The following is a 17,583-nucleotide window of genomic DNA, read 5'->3' as shown; positions in this document are numbered from 1 at the left end:
TAATTTAATAAAAGAAGTCTCAATCTTCAACAGATGTTGCGATATGAATTATGTATATGCGATTGCTCACGAAGAAAAAGAAACTCTTGAGAAGGTTAAGAGATATATTGGTTTGGCAGCCTTGCCTTTTGCAATATCTGGAGGTGCTTTTGTAAAGGCTTTACAAACTTCTATTGGTTTAGTCTCTTATCTGTGTGATATAGATTCTACCTTTCATCTTTCGGATAAATTATTTGAATATAAAGGTCCAGTTGTACTTTCTGATGTTATTCTCAACATTTGGAAAAGTGATTATTCATATCGTGAAGGTGTACATTATTGGGGGAAACCATATAAAAATACTTCGTATGATCAAAATAATATTAGTAACAAGCATGATGCAATAGAAGATTTTAAAAATTTAGAAATAATTTTAAAAAAATAAATATGAAAAACATACTGGGATTTCTTTTCTTACTGCTCCTCATTATATCTTGTCAACAAAATAAAATATCATATAATCAATTATTTATACCCCCCCCCCCCCCCAATATAGACTTCGATAAAAATTCAGAATACCAATTTTATAAAGGTGATACAATTAAATCTCAGCATAAAATTAGTAATGATTCTATTTTTGTAAAATTCACTTATTTTGACAAAAAGCAAGGAATAAATAAAGAATCAATAATGAAGATGTATTATGTCATACCTAAGATCTATTCAAATATAGAAGCTGATGGAAATAACTTACCATATGAAGTTTCTTTCAATCCACTTAGTAATAAAGGTTTTTACAACTATATAAGAAATTATAAAAACAGTGAATTTGTGGCCTATGTAATCAATAATAAGAAAATAATTTTTAAAGATTACATAAAAGATTTTAAAGAGGGGAATAATTTGCATATGTCAAATAAGGAGCAGTTACTTGATTTTCTTAAATCTAATAAGATTCAATATAAAATATTAAAAGACATATATATAAAGGAATCTGGTCGACAATATTTAATGTTAAAAATAATTTCTCATAAAGACTCATCAATTAATAAAGTAACTCTTTCTAAATTTGATTTTCAAATGAAAACTTATTATGAAGCTGATACAATACCAGATTGGAACAAAGTTACTTATGATAGATTTAGATACTAAAAATTCTACATTTATTGGAAAAACTGAATAAATTTCACAACCACGGATAATAGCTGGGATAAAAAAATGGAGCACATCAAAATTAAACCCTTTGTATGACCAAACAATTTAGCCTCAAAAAGCGATGCTCTTGAAAAATTCAAAAATTTACAAACCATTTAAAATTCAAAAATGAAAATATATAATATTGGAATATTGATTTTATTAAGTGTGGTATTTATCTCGTGCAAAGAGAAAAAAAATCTCATTGATGAAGATTTTATTAATTTAAATCCAAACAAAGCCATAATAAAAAAGCAATATAATAAATATTGGACATTTAATCCACTTTATCCAGAAGATTCCTTATTTACTCCAATAGCAAAAAGTAAAAAGAGAGAAAATATGCCATTAGGCTTAATAAAAAGGGCGTGATTTATACAATTGGAGAATTTTTATAAATATGTTAAAAATAATTTAGATGGTAATTACACAGCTTATATTTATAATCAAGATAAGCTATTATATAGATATTTTTTAAAGATATATAAAGGTGACCAAAAATTAATAACTAACCAACAAATTGATCAATATTTAGAAAAAAATAAGATTAAATATGAATATTTAAACAAAAAAGATCAAAAACATGCCGCTTTTTTACTTTATAAAAAAATACAAAAGAACCTGCTTTTTTTTATATCAATTCTAAACAAGATATGCTGGAAATATATTTAACCTACAATGTTAATGATACAATAAAATCTTTAGGATTTGATGCTTTCAATCCATTCTCAGGCACTGAAATAGAGAAATAACTAATTTTTTATAAAGGTTTCAATCTTCAACAGTTGCGATATGAATTATGTATATGCGATTGCTCATGAAGAAAAAGAAGCTTTGGAAAGGGTAAAAAGATATATTGGTTTGGCAGCATTGCCTTTTGCGATTTCTGGTGGGGCTTTTGTAAGAGCTTTGCAGACTTCTGTGTAATTTTCCCAATATTTTTGATAAATAGGAAATTGTTTTGAAATAAAAAAATATTAAACCGTAATCATAATGTCAAGAGTAATAATAATTAGCTTAATCATTATCTCATGCAGTAAATCAAATTTAAGTAATAACATGAAAATTTATCAAAAAACAAAAGAATTTAATGAACTTCAAGATTCAGTTAGAATTTCATTTTCAGATGCCGAAAAAAAGTTCTTAACATATCACGAAAAAAATAAATTTAATAGTCTTGAACCTGTCTTTTATTACTATTTTGAAGACTATTATTATTTTGGATATAAAACAGATGCAGCAAAAGACAAACAAAATAAATCTTTCTTTTTTTAGAATTAAAAATAAATTCCAACACTGGCGATATAAAGGAAGTTGATGAAGCCGTTGATAATTTAGGTAATCATTAGTAAATTTTTTAAAAAATTGTGTAATGATATTTAAATTTGACTCTTATTTATACTTATATTGAACATAAGGCTTTTAAATGCTCCAAAATTGGAAATAAAAAAACCATAAAGAAGTAAAAGCCATCTGTGAGAAAAAAAATACTTTTTATTATGATAAATAGAAATATGTAAGTTAAAAAATCTCTTATAACAATAATTATATGAAATTCTTTTTTTTATTACTATTCTTTTTGGGAATATGTTTGTTAATTTTCATAGAAGAAAATATTAAAATTCTATATGTGATAGTCATATTGTTACTTCCTTATATTTTTATTGTTATTTACGGATATTTTAGAGATAAAGTCAAACAAAAGCACAATAGTCATTATGACGAAATTTTTATTCAAAAACTTTTAAAAACGGGTGTTCCTCTAATCATTAATTTTGAAAGTGCAGTGAATAATATTGAAGAAAAAATTATAACACGTAACGAAGACTTCGATTACCTAAGACAGTTTTTTTTATTAAATATTTTGTCAGATAATCAAATAGATGAAGTGTTTACTTTAGTAGAACTAAAATATAAAATAGGAAAAAAAGTATTTTTAAAAAAAATATTCTTCCCATTTTCGAAACAAAGTACAGAGTCTATATTGAAAATGCAAAAAAAAACTACTTTATATTACAATCCAAAATCGCCTCAAGAATCTATTGTTGATTTACAATTTATTACTAATTATATTTAGTTCAATAAAATTTAGTATAGCTGACCCCCATATTATGATATGTATTCAAAAAATATATAAGATTTGAGAGATCTATTTGTGAGAAGAAGAATATTAGGTTTCATTATGATGAATAATTTAACAGATTTATTTTCACCCCATATCATCGATTGAGTCGATGCGACAACTAAACGATCAGAATTTAAATTTGTAGTGATTTAAAAATAAAAAAGGGGTGAACCCAAATAGATTCACCTCCTCATCATATATATTCGTCTGTTACGACTGTATAAACTCCAAAAGATCTTTATTAATCGTTTCATGCTCCGTAGTCGGCATTCCGTGAGGGAAACCTGGATACGTGATCAATTTTCCGTTTTTCAGTAATTTTGCAGATTTTATTGCAGAATTTTCGATTGGAACAATCTGATCATCCTCACCGTGAAGAACTAAAATAGGAATTTCAACTGCCTTCAGATCTTCTGTAAAATCAGTTTCGGAAAACGCTTTTATTCCGTCATAATGAGCAACAATTCCACCCATCATTCCTTGTCTCCACCAATTTCTTTGTACACCTTCTTTTACTTTAGCACCTTCTCTGTTGTATCCGTAGAAAGGGAAAGTCAGATCAATGTAAAACTGATTTCTGTTATTCAGAGTTTGTTCTCTGATTCCATCAAAAACTTCCATGGGTACACCGTCAGGATTGCTTTCACTTTTCACCATTACCGGCGGAACTGCACTGATTAAAACGGCTTTTTTTGCTCTTCCGTTAGCATATTTATTAACGTAACGGATCACTTCACCACCACCTGTAGAGTGACCAATGTGAACTACGTCTTTCAAATCTAAAAATTCAACCAATTCTGCTGCATCAGAAGCATATTGTTCAATCGTGTGATTATAAATATTCTGGCTTGATCTTCCGTGACCTCTTCTGTCGTGCGAAATTACTCTGTAACCTCTTTGTAAAAAGAAAATTACCTGTGCATCCCAATCATCAGAAGATAAAGGCCATCCGTGGTGAAACATCAATACCGGTCCTTCTCCTTGGTCTTTGTAAAAAATCTCTGTTCCGTCTTTTAATTTAAGTGTGCTCATAATACTTGTTTTTTAATGTTAATTTATGTTTGAATGTTTTTGTCTTGATTCTTTAGCAAATGTAAGGTGGGTAATTTCAATTCATCTTAACCTAGGTTAAAATCGTTTATTTAATTTAAAAATAATTTGAAAGTTATTTTCACCTTTCATCGAAGCTTAAAAAAAATGGAAAATTAGGAAATGATTCTTTCTGCAGGAGGCAGTTTGATTCAATCCCATTTTATCTTTTGTTGTGTGGTAGAATTGTTGATTATTCTTAGGATTATTTATAAAATATTATTTTTAAAAATTTAATAATAATATTTGTTTATTTTTAAATAATTTAGTCGCTATTATGTTAAAGTATATCGTCCCTGATAATGAAATCGGAAGATTAAAAAAATTAGAATTTTTTGATCTTTTAAATATAGGCAAAGACCCTCAGTTTGATGTTTTTGCAGAAACGGCTTGCTTAATTGCAGATTGCCCTTCCTCTTTAATAGCAATCATGGAGAGCGAAACGCAGACCATCCAAAGCTGTATCGGCCTTGAGATCGATTCTGTAGACCGTGGAAATACGGTTTGCCAGTATTCAATTGCGAGCGGAGAGGTTGTAATTATTAATGATACGCTTTTAGACGACAGATCGCGTCACAACCCGTTAATTCTGGCAGGAGGTATTCGTTTTTATGTTGGTATACCCTTTGTAGATGATGAAGGTTTCGCACTGGGAACGATCTGTTTGATCGATTACAAACCCCGAACGATTACAGAAAGTCAGATTGCTGCTCTCAAAAAACTTGCAGATGTTATCTCTAAGCTGCTTACCTCAAAGAGGAAAACAGTTTATGCAGAATATTTTCAGCAGATTTTTAATATTTCCAATAATCTGATCTGTGTATTGGATGAAAAATTAGAGTTTAAAGATTTCAACCCTGTCTTTGAAAAAATATTCTCTTTAAAAAAAGAAGAAGCTGTCGGCCTTAATTTTATCCAAGTTTTAGGGAAAAATAATCATTCGCTTTCGAAGCTTAATAATTTTCCGGAGAACGTAGATGAGGTATCTTTTACTACGTCTACAATTACTAACGATGGCAGTTCTGTCATCATTGAGTGGCTGTTGAAACCCAATCAGGATCTCTCTGAGATTTTCTGTTTCGGAATCAATATTACCGCACAAACCGAGGAAAAACGTCAGCTTGAAAGCTCAGAAAGACGTTTCAGAAGCTTTTTTGAAAATGCAATCGGTTTGATGAGTATGCACGATATGGAAGGAAACATTCTTGCTGTGAATGAAAAAGGAAGAGAAACCTTGCATTATTCTGTGGATGAAGTGAAAGATCTTAATCTGAGAGATCTTGTTCCTGAACAGAATTGGATGGCTCTGAAACAATATCTTGAGCGCATTAATCAAAATGAAGAAGATTTCGGAACGATGATTCTGAAAACTAAGGAAGGTGAAGAATTGATCTGGATGTATCATAATCTTGTTGAAATTAATGAAGAAGGAAAACCTTATGTAGTAAGTACAGCTCTGAACGTCACTGAAAGAATGAGTTTGGAGAAAGATCTCATTTATACAAAAAAAATGCTGGAACAGACCAGCTCGGTAGCTCAGGTAGGTGGATGGGAAGTAAATCTTGTGACCAATACCGTATTTTGGTCTCAGAGTACCAAAGAAATTCATAAAATAAAAAATAATTTTCAGCCTGACTTCGAAAACGCCATAGGTTTTTATAAAGAAGACAGCAGGGAAAGAGTAAAATTCTTATTCAACAGAGCAGTGACAGAAGGAATTCCTTATGATGAAGAATTTCAGCTTGTCCGTAACGATGGTGTTACAATCTGGGTGAGGGTAAAAGGAATTCCCGAGTTTGAAAATGGGGTTTGCAACAGGGTATTCGGAATTATTCAGGATATTGATGTCTTCAAAAAAATGTTCCTTGAAATTACCAGAAAAGAGGCCATGATGCAGTCGTTTGTTACCTATGCTCCCGTTGCAGTAGCTATGTTTGATAAAGATCTTAATTTTATTTCTGTGAGCAGCGTATGGAGAGATGAGTTTAATATGCATGATGCCGAAATTATAGGTAAGAATCTTTTTTCTGTTTCGCCAAATGTTCCTGAAGAAAGAAAAGAAATCTACCGTGCTGCATTGCGGGGGAAAACCTACATCAACGAAGATTTTGCAGTCAATGTTGATGGTAAAGAAGAAACGCAGCATTATGATCTCAAAGTAGGACCTTGGTATCTTTCAGATAATGAAATAGGAGGTGTTATTGTATCTGTACAGAATATTACAAATGCTGTTCAGATCAACGAAGAGCTGAAAAATGCAAAAAAAATGGCTGAAATTGCAAGCAAGGCAAAATCAGAATTTCTGGCAAATATGAGTCATGAGATCCGTACTCCTTTGAACGGGGTGATCGGATTTTCCGATTTGCTTTTAAGAACCCCACTCAATGAGATTCAGACACAATACCTTAATTATATTAATGAATCCGGGGAAAATCTCCTGAACATTATTAATGATATTCTTGATTTTTCTAAAATAGAATCCGGAAAAATGGAACTTCTGATAGAGAAAAGTGATGTGTATGATATGGTAAGCCAGGTGATTAATGTCATTCTGTATCAGTCTCAAAAGAAAAATATTGAGCTTCTTCTGAATATTGAACCGGGACTTCCAAAAACACTCTTACTTGATGAATCGAGGTTAAAGCAAATTTTGATTAATCTTTTAGGAAATGCCGTAAAGTTTACAGAGCAGGGAGAAATCGAGCTGAAGGTAGAAAAATTACGCATGGACAATACAAATATTGTTTTACGCTTTTCTGTACGAGATACCGGGATCGGTATTCCTATCGGAAAGCAGAAGCATATTTTTGATGCATTTACCCAGGAAAACAGTTCCATCAGCAAGCGTTATGGCGGAACCGGTCTTGGGCTTACCATTTCAAACAATATTTTGGGGTATATGGGAAGCCATTTATCATTAATCAGTACACCTGAGAAAGGTTCTGTGTTTTTCTTCGATATTGCAATTCCTTATGAAATGACTGATTTGAAAGAAGATGAAGATTTGACTATACAGAAAGTGCTTGTTGTAGACGATAATGAAGCCAACAGAATCATTCTGCAGCATATGCTTGCTTATAAAAACATAGAATCCACATTGGCAGCCAACGGAATGGAAGCCCTGCAAATATTACTGAAAGGTGAACGTTTTGATGTGATATTGATGGATTATCACATGCCCGTAATTTCAGGTTTGGAAACAATTGATAAAATCAGGGAACTGTTTAATCAGCGAAAAGAGATTTCACCATTGGTTGTTCTTCATACTTCTTCAGAAGAACACGATGTTATCAACAATTTCCGTAAAGAAGATAATTCTTATTTCCTTCTGAAACCTATTAAATCCGATGATCTTTACAAAACGCTCAGACGTGTGGCTCAAAATAATGTGATTGAAATCTCAGGTCAGGAAAATTCACAAAAAGATCAGTTTTCCTTCATGAAAGAGCTTGAAGTTCTTTTAGTAGACGATAATCCGGTGAATATGGTTCTGAACAATAAGATGATGAAATCACTTACACCCGATGCAAAATTAACAGAAGCGGTGAACGGTCTTGAGGCTTTAGAAGAATGTAAGAAAAAGAACTTTTCACTTATTCTCATGGATGTACAAATGCCGGTAATGAATGGTATTGAAGCTACACAACAAATCCGTCTTTTACAAGGATATGAAAATGTACCTATCATCGGTGTAACAGCCGGAAACGTTTTGGGAGAAAAAGAAAAATGTCTGGAATCCGGGATGAACGATTTCCTGCCAAAACCTTTAAGACAAGCAGATCTTCTTGAAATGCTCAAAAAATATATTGCCATTAAAAATGATGATGATAATGATGTGGATAATCATACAGATGTTGAAATATTGACTGAAAAATACATCAATATGGATATGCTGAATGAGCAGATCGGTGGCGATGATGATTTTAAAGAAATATTTTTAAATCTTGTAATCAACGAGCTTACCCAGACAGAGAATAATATTGATACTGCTGCAGCCGTGAAAAATACGGGAGATGCTAAAATGATTCTTCATAAGCTTAAAGGAACTGCGGGAACTGCAGGTCTTTTCAGTCTTTCAGAATGTGCTTTGAAATGGGAGAAGAAAGCAGACGACAACATGGATTTTTCTGCCATGAAAAAAGAGATCATTGAAGAGATAACAATAGGATTAGATATCATAAAAAGTTTAATAAAATAAAATCAAAAGCTATGTTAATTTTGATCGCCGAAGACGACGAACTGATTCTCAAAACAATTGAGCATAAATTATTAAAAGAAGGACACGAAGTTATTTTAACCCGAAACGGTAAAGAAGCCATCGAAACCTTAAAGGAAAATAATGTAGATCTGGCAATCACCGATATTATGATGCCATTTGCTTCAGGAATAGAAATACTTTCAGCAATACAATCGATGGGAAAACAGATTCCGGTAATCATGCTTTCCAGTATGGGGCAGGAAGAAGTGGTGCTGAATGCTTTTGATCTCGGAGCTTCGGATTTTATCGTAAAACCGTTCAGCCCCAGTGAATTGATGTTGAGAATTAAAAGATATATCCCAAAATAGAATATGCTAATTGCATCTGTACATTTTCTTTTTATCATTTTTATTGTGATGTTGTCACTGGTAATGATATTGGTCCTCATTGTGCTCATCTACAATTTTATTGAGTATAAAGAATCTGCCAGAACAACAGCGTGGTCCGGTATTATTGATAAAAAAATATCTGAGGTTATTGTTTATGCTGATGATGAATTGCCCGTCAATCCTCAGTTTAATATTCTGGTTTTAAGAAAGCCTTTCAAGAATATTTTTCTTCAAAGATTGGTAGAATCTGAGAAAAAATTTTCCGGAGCTGCAAAAAATAAAATCAAAGATTTATTCAAGGAGTACAATCTCCGGGATGTAGCCATAAATAAGCTTGATCAGAAAAAACCTTACCTGATTGCACAGGGAATTCTTGAACTTACAGTAATGGATCAGGAAGAGGCAGCGCCAAAGATTTCTTTGTTTTTGTCTCACCCATCACAACAGGTTTATCTGGAAGCTCAGTATGCGATGGTAAGACTTAAAGGTTTTGAAGGTTTAAACTTTTTAGACACTTTTGCGTCAAAGATTTCAGAATGGCAGCAGTTGAGGTTACTCCTTTCAATTTCTTTTTTGCCTGAAGATGCAGATATTACGATCGAAAGATGGCTGGGAAGCAGTAATGATTCCGTGGTGATTTTTACACTTAAATTAATAAAAAAGTTTCAGCTTCTTTCTTTTTATTCTAAAATTACAGAATTATTTGATGCATCTTCTTCTGAGATAAAAGTAAAAGCCATACAAACTTTAATGTCGCTGGAGAATCCTGAAACAGTAGCCTATCTTTCTGCAATATATAATGATCAGCCAGACGATGTACGAGTTGAGATTCTGCGTGTAATAAAGGTGTCAAAAGATCATTGCTGTACAGATTTGCTTAAACAGGAGTTTTTCGAAGGTAATACTTCAGGTATAAAAGTTAATGCTGCACAGGCACTTTATTCATTAGGCTACAACGAATACTTATCAAGCCTTACCCATCGGGAAGATTTGTCTGAAGAATCAATTCAAATTATAAAATACGCATTGCAGGAAAAAGTATGTTAGAATTTTCACACATTGTCTACGATATCGTTATCTGGCTGTATTTATTGTATGGTACTGCAGTTGCAATTATTTATGGTTGGATTGGCATTTACGCATTTGGAGCTGTTCTACGATACAAAAAAGAAAATGTTTTTACGGATTACAGTATGATTGCTGCCAATCCCAATGCTCCGGGTTTCAGCCTTCTCGCTCCGGCTTATAATGAAGGAATGACAATTGTGGAAAACGTACGATCCCTGCTGTCTCTTTATTATCACAATCTTGAAATCATCATCATCAATGACGGAAGTAAGGATGATTCGATGCAGAAGCTGATCGAAGCCTATGATCTGGAATGTGTATCTTATTTTGTACAGGGTAAAATCGAAACCAACAAAATCAGAGGAATTTATAAAAGTAAGAATCCTGCATTCAAAAAGCTCATTTGCATAGATAAAGAAAATGGTGGAAAAGCCGATGCCTTAAATGTCGGAATCAATGTATCTTCCGGAGATTATCTGGTCTGTATTGATGTTGATTGTATTCTTGAACAGGATGCTATTTTAAAGTTGGCAAAACCATTTTTAGAGCAAACCGACAAGAAAATTATTGCTTGTGGCGGAGTAATTCGTCTTGCCAACAATTGTGTAATCGAAGACGGAAAAGTGGTAAGTGTAAATATGCCTAAAACTTTGTTAGGGAGAACGCAGGCATTGGAATACATCAGAGCTTTTGTACTGGGAAGAATGGCTTGGTCACGCGCGTCAGGTTTGATCCTGATTTCTGGAGCTTTCGGTGTTTTCAACCGGAAAATTGTTCTGGAATGTGGTGGATATGACAGAAATACGGTAGGAGAAGACATGGAGCTTGTTGTAAGAATGAGGAGGTATATGGAGGAGCGTAAAGAACCTTATGAAGTAACTACCATCCCTGATCCGCTTTGCTGGACCGAAGTTCCGGAAACAAAAGACATTCTGAAAAAACAAAGAAACCGCTGGATGCGCGGTACGATAGAAACACTTTGGAAACATCGTAAGCTGATGTTTAATCCTAGATACAAGAAACTGGGGATGGTAAGCATTCCGTATTGGTTCTTTTTCGAATTTTTAGGGCCTTTGGTAGAGTTTTCCGGGTATATCGTGTTTATTATTTTTCTTATTCTCGGCATTATCAATTGGTCATTCTTCTTCATTTTATTCGCACTTGTTCTTTCGATGGGATTCCTTTATTCTGTTTACGGAATATTGGTCGATATGGTGAGTAATCAGGTGTACAGTAAGAGAAAAGATTTTCTCTCGCTTATTGTAACTGCTTTTTCGGAGCCGTTTTATTTCCATCCGATTACAGTGAAAGCTGGGGTAAATGGTTTTATTGATTATTTTAAAAAATCGCATGGTTGGGGCGAAATGACGAGACAGGGCTTCAGTCAGAATACAAAAAATTTACCTTTAAAAGAAAGAATCTTAGCAATCCTGAAAAACGGTCTTAGAAAATGGGGAGCTTTTGCTGCTACCTTCAGTATTCTTTTCCTTATCGGAGTGGCTGCAGAATGGCTTTGGTATCGTTTTGTCTTTACAAAAGTAGATTCAGCGGCTATTGTCGGGTCACTTTTCCTGGATAATATTTTATTTGTATTCCAGCTGATGTTTGGCTTTGGGCTCATATATCTTGTATTGAATTTCATTAAAGAAGGTTGGGCAAGAACTCTGGCTATCATTACCTGCGGATTCGTGGTCGCTTTACAATATATCCTGTTTATCTATTTTTCGGAAACAGGAAATTTGCTCGGTGCAGATCTTATTTATTACAGCAAGGAAGAAATGAAGCAGATTTTAGAGGCAGGCGGAATGCTGAACTTCAAAAATTATGCTTTACTGGCAATTTTGTTGGCGATATCTTTTACTCCTTTATTCATGTCTGGTCGTTCGGGTTTCAAATCTATTTATCCCGGAATTGGCTTTTTATCATTAGGATTAATTGCTTTTTTTGTTCCGGTAAATATTTTAGGGTTAAATAATTTAAACGAGTTTAATCAAAGTGCTGCGAAAAGTAAGTGGGCATATTTTTTCAAAGCCAATGAAGAGAATTTTATCAGCGATCACCCTGAAATTACAGAATTACTGAGCGATGAAAAAGATTTAGCATCAAATACAAATATGCTGAATAAAGATTACCCTTTCTGGAGAAAAGAACATACCCCGGATTTCTTAGGTCAGTATCTCAACAAATCGGAGGAAGTTCCCAATATGGTATTCGTTGTTTTGGAAGGTTTTGGTCACGCTTATACATCTCCCAAAGGTTATATTGGGAATTTTACACCTTTCCTTGATTCTCTTTCGCAGAAAAGTCTTTTTTGGGAAAACGGGCTGAGTTCTGCGGGTAGAACTTTTGCTGCATTACCTTCACTCACGGGATCTCTGCCATTTGGGAAGAATGGTTTCTTAGAAATTAAAGAAACTCCCGATCATTTTAATCTGTTCAATATATTGAAATCAAACGGTTTCGAAACGGGATTTTATTATGGGGGAAATCTTATTTTCGACGGCTACAGAGAATATCTGGAATACAATAAAGTGAAAAATATTGTCGATATTGGCTCTTATGGAGCTTCTTATCAAAAACTTCCGGCCAACAGCGATAACGAAAGCTGGGGTTATGAAGATCAGGCAGTCTTCAAAAAAGTGCTTGAAAAACAGAAGGTTCAGACTCAACCGTATTTTAATATGGTTCTCACGCTTTCTACACATCATCCTTTTTTAATTAACAGTAAAGAGTATTACGAAAAGATGTATAGTGAAAGACTAAAATCAAATGCATTGACATCAGAACAGAAAAAATGGGCGGCGGGATATAAAAAGCAGTTGGCGGCTGTCTTAAATGCAGATGACGCTTTGAAACATTTCTTTGAAAATTATAGCAAAAGACCCGACTTTGCTAAAACTATTTTCTTCATCACCGGAGATCACAGTATGCCGGAAATCCTTCTTCAGTCTAAAATAGACCGTTTCCATGTACCGATGATGGTTTATTCACCTCTATTAAAAGCGCCGAAAAAATTCCAGAAAACAGTAAGTCATTTTGATATAGCGCCGTCCGTTTTAGCCTATTACAGAGAAAATTATAATCTGATTACGCCATCTGCTGTAACATGGGTTGGCAAAGGTCTTTCACCGGATTCTGAGATCAGCAAAAGTGATATTCCGATCATGCAGAGCAAGAGTCTTTTAACAGATTTTGTTTCCGAAAAGTATTATTTACATGATGGCAACCTTTTCATATTGAGCAATTCTGAAGAGGATGAGCTTAACAATCCTGAGATTTTCAAAAAGGTCAACGGTCGTTTTGAGCAGTTTAAAAGAATGAATGCTAAGTTTTATCAGACTAAAAAGCTGATGCCAGATTCTGTATTCGTCAATTTTATGAAAAAAGCAGCTAAATAAAATAATTAGAATTTTCGGGTATAACCTAATGTAACATCAAACTGATTTCCCTTTTCATTCGGACGGTATTCCTGATTGTAATACATTGTCCCTACAGAAAACAGATTTCTTTTAACGGAAAAATTGTATTCTACGCCTATTTTAAAGGTTTTTAGCTTAAAAGTTTCGTTTTCAAGTAAGTTGTTACGGGATTCTTCAGGGCTGATTCCGGTTCCGATCTGAAATGCAAAATAATCCTGTGCGCTTTTTGTATAATAACGAACTGTTCCCGTGTAAGAGTGGGAAATATTTTTGTTGTCCGGCGTAATATAAGTACGGATATTGAACCAGAAATTTTTGTAATATTTACCGACAGAAGCCGTGTACATCCAGATATTACTGCTGAAATAAAGTTGCCTGTAGCCGATCTCTGCTTCAAAGCTATGTGGAAGATTGGCGTTCAAAGAGACACCGGTACGATATTTAGGGAAAATACCGACATCATTAGAATAAGCTCCTCCTATATACAGATAAAAAGTTTTAGATAATCTCGGATATGCTTCCAATTCTATCTGTGTGCCGTCTTCGGCAAATTTATTGGCATAATTCCCTCTCAATATAAAAGATCCGATCGGGGTTACTCTTTTATATCCTACTCCCACAATATGCCAATCATCAGTAAATTGCTTATCAAAATGCGAGTAATTGTAGGTGATGTTGATTGCATTTTTAGAAACTAAATCATTAATTCTCACTGCAAGACTGTTTGCTTCCGTATTTTTCGGATTGATGGCTAAAAGGCTGGTAATCGCTTTTTCAGATTCTATATATTCTTTATTTGAGTAATAAGCTTTCGCTTTCAAAAGCCAAAGTGCTTCAGATTGCGAATGGTAAGTGAGCCCTTTGTCGATAATTTCTATTGCTTTGGTATTATCGTCATTCCAGTATTCCAATGATCCGTATGCAATAAAAAAGTCTTCATCCTGAACATTTTTGTTCGCAAGCTCTTCAAAAACCGCTCTTGCTGCAGGTATATCTTTACTCCATGTGTACAATCTTCCTAAAAAAACCGATATGTCTGTATAGTTCGGCGCTTTTTGCAATGCCTGTTTTGTAATCTCAATAGATTTAGGATAGTCTTTTTCTTCAAATGCTGTTGTTCTAGCTTTTACGAATAATTCGTCTGCCGAAAGATCCTGGCTGTATGCCTGAAATGGAAGTAATAGGAATAACAAAAATCCAAAATGTTTTCTCATCGAAATTAGCTGAATGATATTAAAACAAATATATTGAACTTTTGTAAGTATAAAAGACATTATTTCCTGAAATTGTAAGTTATTCATAAAAATAATTAATTATGATAATAACAACAGATGAAATAATTCAAAATAATTTAATTAATTGCAGTATATGCGGATAAAATACTATTCAGGTGGTTATCGTATGCTCAGTTATCCTGCCTGTTATTTCTTTTAAGTTCTCTTTCAACCTCATCAATTTCCTGAAGCGGAAGATGATAGCTTTCATCGATATAATCAAGCAGACTTTGAGTGGTTTTCTGACTTACTTTCCTGATAAAAAGATGGTTGCCGGATTTCAGAGCTGTTATTAGGGTATTTATGTTCTGATCTTTGTTAAAAAAGTTTTTTTCAATAACCGCTCTTTTATCATCGTTGACGATAATATCACTAAAAGTAGTGTTCATCAAAACTGTCTGGAAGAAAGATTCAGCAGGTAAAAATGTATGAAGATAATAATCCTCAAAATTCATAACGTCCTTATTGTTTGTTAAAAAACTACAGGTTTCCCTAGTGAGAATAAACCATTTTCCACCAATGTAAGGAATTACGCCTTCCATAAATTCTCTTTTATAGATGTAAGATGATATTTTGTGGGTCAGTTCTGTAAAGTGGTTTTGTATTCTTTTGAGTGTATCAGGTCGAAAAAATTTTTGGTCGTAATAAAAAAGATAGTTTCTGCCATTCTGGGCTGTAAGAAACCGGCGAATGATCTCCTGAGATTTCAGCGGAAAGTCTTCTCCGCTTAAATTAATGAAGTAATCCCAGTCGTGATTCACATTTAAAAGGTATTCCATCGCATTAAGCTCAGCCTGAATCATGCTAAATCCTCCGGAAACAATATTCATGCTTTCTAAAAGGTATACGTTGGGAAACTGAATGATATACATTTGTATCTCTTCTATTACCTCTGGCTTAGCTTTGCGGTCTAAATGAATGAGGTAAAACTGATCTCTTGTATAAATTTTCTGAAACATTTCCCTGAAAACATCAGGTTTATGATGCGCCATAATAAAGTATGCGATTCGTACCTGTTTAGAAGAATTAGAAGATAAGGTTTGAGATTGCGTGCGCTCGGCTGTCAGGTAAGGTTGCATAAAATTGAGGATTAAAAAATTATCCGCCTTTGCAAACAATTCTGTTTATGTGCGAAATTTACGAATAAATTTTTGATAATCAATCAATTAAATAAATTAATGTTCATTTGTTTTGTTGTATGTTTGCAAAAGCATTTATAAAACAGGTTTCTGCCTTTGCTATTCTGTAACAGTTTAAGATCACAATTTTTCTTTCAGTTTTGCTTTTCAGCTCCCCGTTTCGAAATAATTTCTTTATAATGTATTTGTCGCAATATTGTCAAATACAAAAAATATGATAAGTTTCCGAAAATTAAAATTAATCAATCCCATAATTCGCGCCGTAACGGAAGCAGGATATTCAAAACCGACTGAAATACAGAGTAGGGTCATCCCAATGATACTGGCCGGGAAAGACATCATTGCATCCGCACCAACCGGAAGTGGTAAAAAAGCAGCATTCGTATTGCCAACATTGCAGATACTTAAAAAAAGCTCTCCGGAACACAAAAAGATCCGGGCTTTAATTGTAGCTCCTACTATTGAAACAGCTGCAAATATTGAAGAGAATTTCAGACTTTGTTGTAAATATTCTTCTGTTGTGGTAGTTAATATTTCGGATAATGTTTCAATTGATAACGGATTTAATACTTTGCAGACAAGGGTTGATGTTTTAATTACGACGCCGGAAAAACTGCTTGAAAGGCTAAACAGGAAGCTTACAGATCTTTCAAAATTAGAAATATTGGCTTTGTATGAAGCAGATAAATTATATGTAAAGAACTTGTTACAGGACATAAAAAACATTTTTAAGCTTTTTCCGAAAAATGTTCAGACTCTTTTTTTAGGTACAGAGATTCCGGATTATCTGAAAAAAATATCGGCAAAATTTCAGAATAATCCTTGCGAAATTATATTAAATGCAGGATCTGAATTACTCAATACCATAGAACAGTCTATATATTTTGTTGAAACAAGGGACAAACCAGAGCTCTTGATTGATCTTTTCAACAATAATTCTATCAAACGCTTACTGGTCTTTACAGATACAAAGCATATTGCAAACCATTTGGTAGAACATTTGGAAATTGCCGGCATACGTACAGCTGCAATCCATGCAAAACTATCTCAGACAGAAAGGTCTGATAACCTGGAAGGTTTCATAAACAATAGTATAAAAATACTTGTTACAACAGACATTGCATCGAAAGATTTCGATATTGAAGAACTTTTTGATGTGGTGCAGTATGATCTTCCTGAAATTCCTGAAACATATATCCGGAGGATTGAAAGAGCAGGAAAAACTGGTAACAAGGGGACTTCAGTTTCATTTTGCACTGCAGATGAACATTCGAGTCTTCATAATATTCAGAATTTATTAGGGTTTACAATACCTGTTACAATATTTAAAAATAAGCTGTAAAGATTACAGATTACATTATACAATTTTAATAACAATTACAATGCAAGAAGGCACCGTAAAATTTTTCAATGAAGCAAAAGGCTTCGGTTTTATTTCTCCAATTGATGGGAGTAAAGATATATTCGTACACTCTTCAGGATTAGTTACACGAGAAATTCGTGAAAATGACAAAGTTTCATTTGATGTTCAAAAAGGTGATAGAGGCTTAAATGCTGTCAATGTAAAATTGGCATAATTTGAAAGTGCTCTATTTGTATCACTAGAATATCGGGCAAAAATCATTTCGTGGAAAAAATCCATGTAAAAAACGAATTGTTCATATAAGTTTTGATATAAATCACATTTAACGTGCGGAGGTTGTTTCATT

15 protein-coding genes are annotated in these 17,583 nt (G+C 33.4%); 12 read left to right on the top strand and 3 right to left on the bottom strand.

Annotated elements, in window-relative coordinates:
• The first annotated feature begins 43 nt into the window (after positions 1 to 43).
• From BM371_RS15580 to BM371_RS15555, 6 genes are all read left to right on the top strand, one after another.
• On the top strand, positions 44 to 424 hold the full coding sequence (locus BM371_RS15580) for a hypothetical protein (protein WP_034672376.1): 381 nt from the start codon (positions 44 to 46) through the stop codon (positions 422 to 424).
• Positions 425 to 426: 2 nt separating this feature from the next.
• Positions 427 to 1,131, top strand: a complete 705-nt coding sequence (locus tag BM371_RS15575; protein WP_074958815.1) for a hypothetical protein — start codon at positions 427 to 429, stop codon at positions 1,129 to 1,131.
• A gap of 171 nt (positions 1,132 to 1,302) precedes the next feature.
• On the top strand, positions 1,303 to 1,545 hold the full coding sequence (locus tag BM371_RS15570) for a hypothetical protein (protein ID WP_034672380.1): 243 nt from the start codon (positions 1,303 to 1,305) through the stop codon (positions 1,543 to 1,545).
• Positions 1,546 to 1,965: 420 nt separating this feature from the next.
• Entirely contained in the window at positions 1,966 to 2,100 is a 135-nt protein-coding gene (locus BM371_RS20905; RefSeq protein ID WP_262486403.1) for a hypothetical protein, read from the top strand.
• Between the two features lie 132 nt (positions 2,101 to 2,232).
• Positions 2,233 to 2,448, top strand: a complete 216-nt coding sequence (locus BM371_RS15560; RefSeq protein WP_034672383.1) for a hypothetical protein — start codon at positions 2,233 to 2,235, stop codon at positions 2,446 to 2,448.
• Positions 2,449 to 2,722: 274 nt separating this feature from the next.
• On the top strand, positions 2,723 to 3,250 hold the full coding sequence (locus BM371_RS15555; RefSeq protein ID WP_131430846.1) for a hypothetical protein: 528 nt from the start codon (positions 2,723 to 2,725) through the stop codon (positions 3,248 to 3,250).
• Between the two features lie 258 nt (positions 3,251 to 3,508).
• On the opposite strand, the gene BM371_RS15550 is transcribed toward BM371_RS15555, so the two are convergent.
• Complete coding sequence (locus BM371_RS15550) at positions 3,509 to 4,330, bottom strand: alpha/beta fold hydrolase (protein ID WP_034672385.1); 822 nt, start codon at positions 4,328 to 4,330, stop codon at positions 3,509 to 3,511.
• Positions 4,331 to 4,664: 334 nt separating this feature from the next.
• Here BM371_RS15550 and BM371_RS15545 point away from each other — a divergent pair, with 334 nt between their 5' ends.
• Genes BM371_RS15545 through BM371_RS15530 form a run of 4 tightly spaced genes read left to right on the top strand, consistent with a single transcriptional unit; the run spans position 4,665 to position 13,440 of the window.
• Entirely contained in the window at positions 4,665 to 8,585 is a 3,921-nt protein-coding gene (locus tag BM371_RS15545; RefSeq protein ID WP_034672386.1) for a response regulator, read from the top strand.
• An 11-nt stretch (positions 8,586 to 8,596) separates the two neighbouring features.
• Positions 8,597 to 8,953, top strand: a complete 357-nt coding sequence (locus BM371_RS15540; protein WP_034672387.1) for a response regulator transcription factor — start codon at positions 8,597 to 8,599, stop codon at positions 8,951 to 8,953.
• A 3-nt stretch (positions 8,954 to 8,956) separates the two neighbouring features.
• Positions 8,957 to 10,021, top strand: a complete 1,065-nt coding sequence (locus tag BM371_RS15535; protein WP_131430848.1) for a hypothetical protein — start codon at positions 8,957 to 8,959, stop codon at positions 10,019 to 10,021.
• On the top strand, positions 10,015 to 13,440 hold the full coding sequence (locus tag BM371_RS15530; protein WP_034672389.1) for a sulfatase-like hydrolase/transferase: 3,426 nt from the start codon (positions 10,015 to 10,017) through the stop codon (positions 13,438 to 13,440). The genes BM371_RS15535 and BM371_RS15530 overlap by 7 nt, the downstream gene beginning before the upstream one ends.
• A 5-nt stretch (positions 13,441 to 13,445) precedes the next feature.
• On the opposite strand, the gene BM371_RS15525 is transcribed toward BM371_RS15530, so the two are convergent.
• Entirely contained in the window at positions 13,446 to 14,762 is a 1,317-nt protein-coding gene (locus BM371_RS15525; RefSeq protein WP_228376685.1) for a YaiO family outer membrane beta-barrel protein, read from the bottom strand.
• A gap of 104 nt (positions 14,763 to 14,866) precedes the next feature.
• Positions 14,867 to 15,814 (bottom strand): beta-1,6-N-acetylglucosaminyltransferase, encoded by a 948-nt coding sequence (locus BM371_RS15520; RefSeq protein ID WP_034672391.1) that lies wholly within the window; start codon positions 15,812 to 15,814, stop codon positions 14,867 to 14,869.
• A 274-nt stretch (positions 15,815 to 16,088) separates the two neighbouring features.
• Between BM371_RS15520 and BM371_RS15515 the strand changes: the two genes are divergently transcribed.
• Positions 16,089 to 17,216, top strand: coding sequence for a DEAD/DEAH box helicase (locus tag BM371_RS15515; RefSeq protein WP_051882482.1), 1,128 nt, complete (start codon positions 16,089 to 16,091; stop codon positions 17,214 to 17,216).
• Between the two features lie 40 nt (positions 17,217 to 17,256).
• Positions 17,257 to 17,451 carry a cold-shock protein gene (locus BM371_RS15510; protein WP_034672393.1) on the top strand — a complete coding sequence of 65 codons (195 nt, stop codon included), beginning with the start codon at positions 17,257 to 17,259 and terminating at the stop codon, positions 17,449 to 17,451.
• The last annotated feature ends 132 nt before the right edge of the window (positions 17,452 to 17,583 follow it).

The organism is Chryseobacterium formosense (assembly GCF_900116415.1).
Lineage (GTDB): Bacteria > Bacteroidota > Bacteroidia > Flavobacteriales > Weeksellaceae > Chryseobacterium > Chryseobacterium formosense.
The sequence above is the reverse complement of the archived record's forward strand: the minus strand, read 5'-3'. Positions and strand labels throughout refer to the sequence as shown.

Excerpts from the sequence above, each read along its gene's own strand:
- BM371_RS15580 (WP_034672376.1), top strand. The coding sequence starts at position 44 with ATGAATTATGTATATGCGATTGCTCACGAAGAAAAAGAAACTCTTGAG.
- BM371_RS15575 (WP_074958815.1), top strand. The coding sequence starts at position 427 with ATGAAAAACATACTGGGATTTCTTTTCTTACTGCTCCTCATTATATCT.
- BM371_RS15570 (WP_034672380.1), top strand. The coding sequence starts at position 1,303 with ATGAAAATATATAATATTGGAATATTGATTTTATTAAGTGTGGTATTT.
- BM371_RS20905 (WP_262486403.1), top strand. The coding sequence starts at position 1,966 with ATGAATTATGTATATGCGATTGCTCATGAAGAAAAAGAAGCTTTGGAA.
- BM371_RS15560 (WP_034672383.1), top strand. The coding sequence starts at position 2,233 with ATGAAAATTTATCAAAAAACAAAAGAATTTAATGAACTTCAAGATTCA.
- BM371_RS15555 (WP_131430846.1), top strand. The coding sequence starts at position 2,723 with ATGAAATTCTTTTTTTTATTACTATTCTTTTTGGGAATATGTTTGTTA.
- BM371_RS15550 (WP_034672385.1), bottom strand. The coding sequence starts at position 4,330 with ATGAGCACACTTAAATTAAAAGACGGAACAGAGATTTTTTACAAAGAC.
- BM371_RS15545 (WP_034672386.1), top strand. The coding sequence starts at position 4,665 with ATGTTAAAGTATATCGTCCCTGATAATGAAATCGGAAGATTAAAAAAA.
- BM371_RS15540 (WP_034672387.1), top strand. The coding sequence starts at position 8,597 with ATGTTAATTTTGATCGCCGAAGACGACGAACTGATTCTCAAAACAATT.
- BM371_RS15535 (WP_131430848.1), top strand. The coding sequence starts at position 8,957 with ATGCTAATTGCATCTGTACATTTTCTTTTTATCATTTTTATTGTGATG.
- BM371_RS15530 (WP_034672389.1), top strand. The coding sequence starts at position 10,015 with ATGTTAGAATTTTCACACATTGTCTACGATATCGTTATCTGGCTGTAT.
- BM371_RS15525 (WP_228376685.1), bottom strand. The coding sequence starts at position 14,762 with ATGAATAACTTACAATTTCAGGAAATAATGTCTTTTATACTTACAAAA.
- BM371_RS15520 (WP_034672391.1), bottom strand. The coding sequence starts at position 15,814 with ATGCAACCTTACCTGACAGCCGAGCGCACGCAATCTCAAACCTTATCT.
- BM371_RS15515 (WP_051882482.1), top strand. The coding sequence starts at position 16,089 with ATGATAAGTTTCCGAAAATTAAAATTAATCAATCCCATAATTCGCGCC.
- BM371_RS15510 (WP_034672393.1), top strand. The coding sequence starts at position 17,257 with ATGCAAGAAGGCACCGTAAAATTTTTCAATGAAGCAAAAGGCTTCGGT.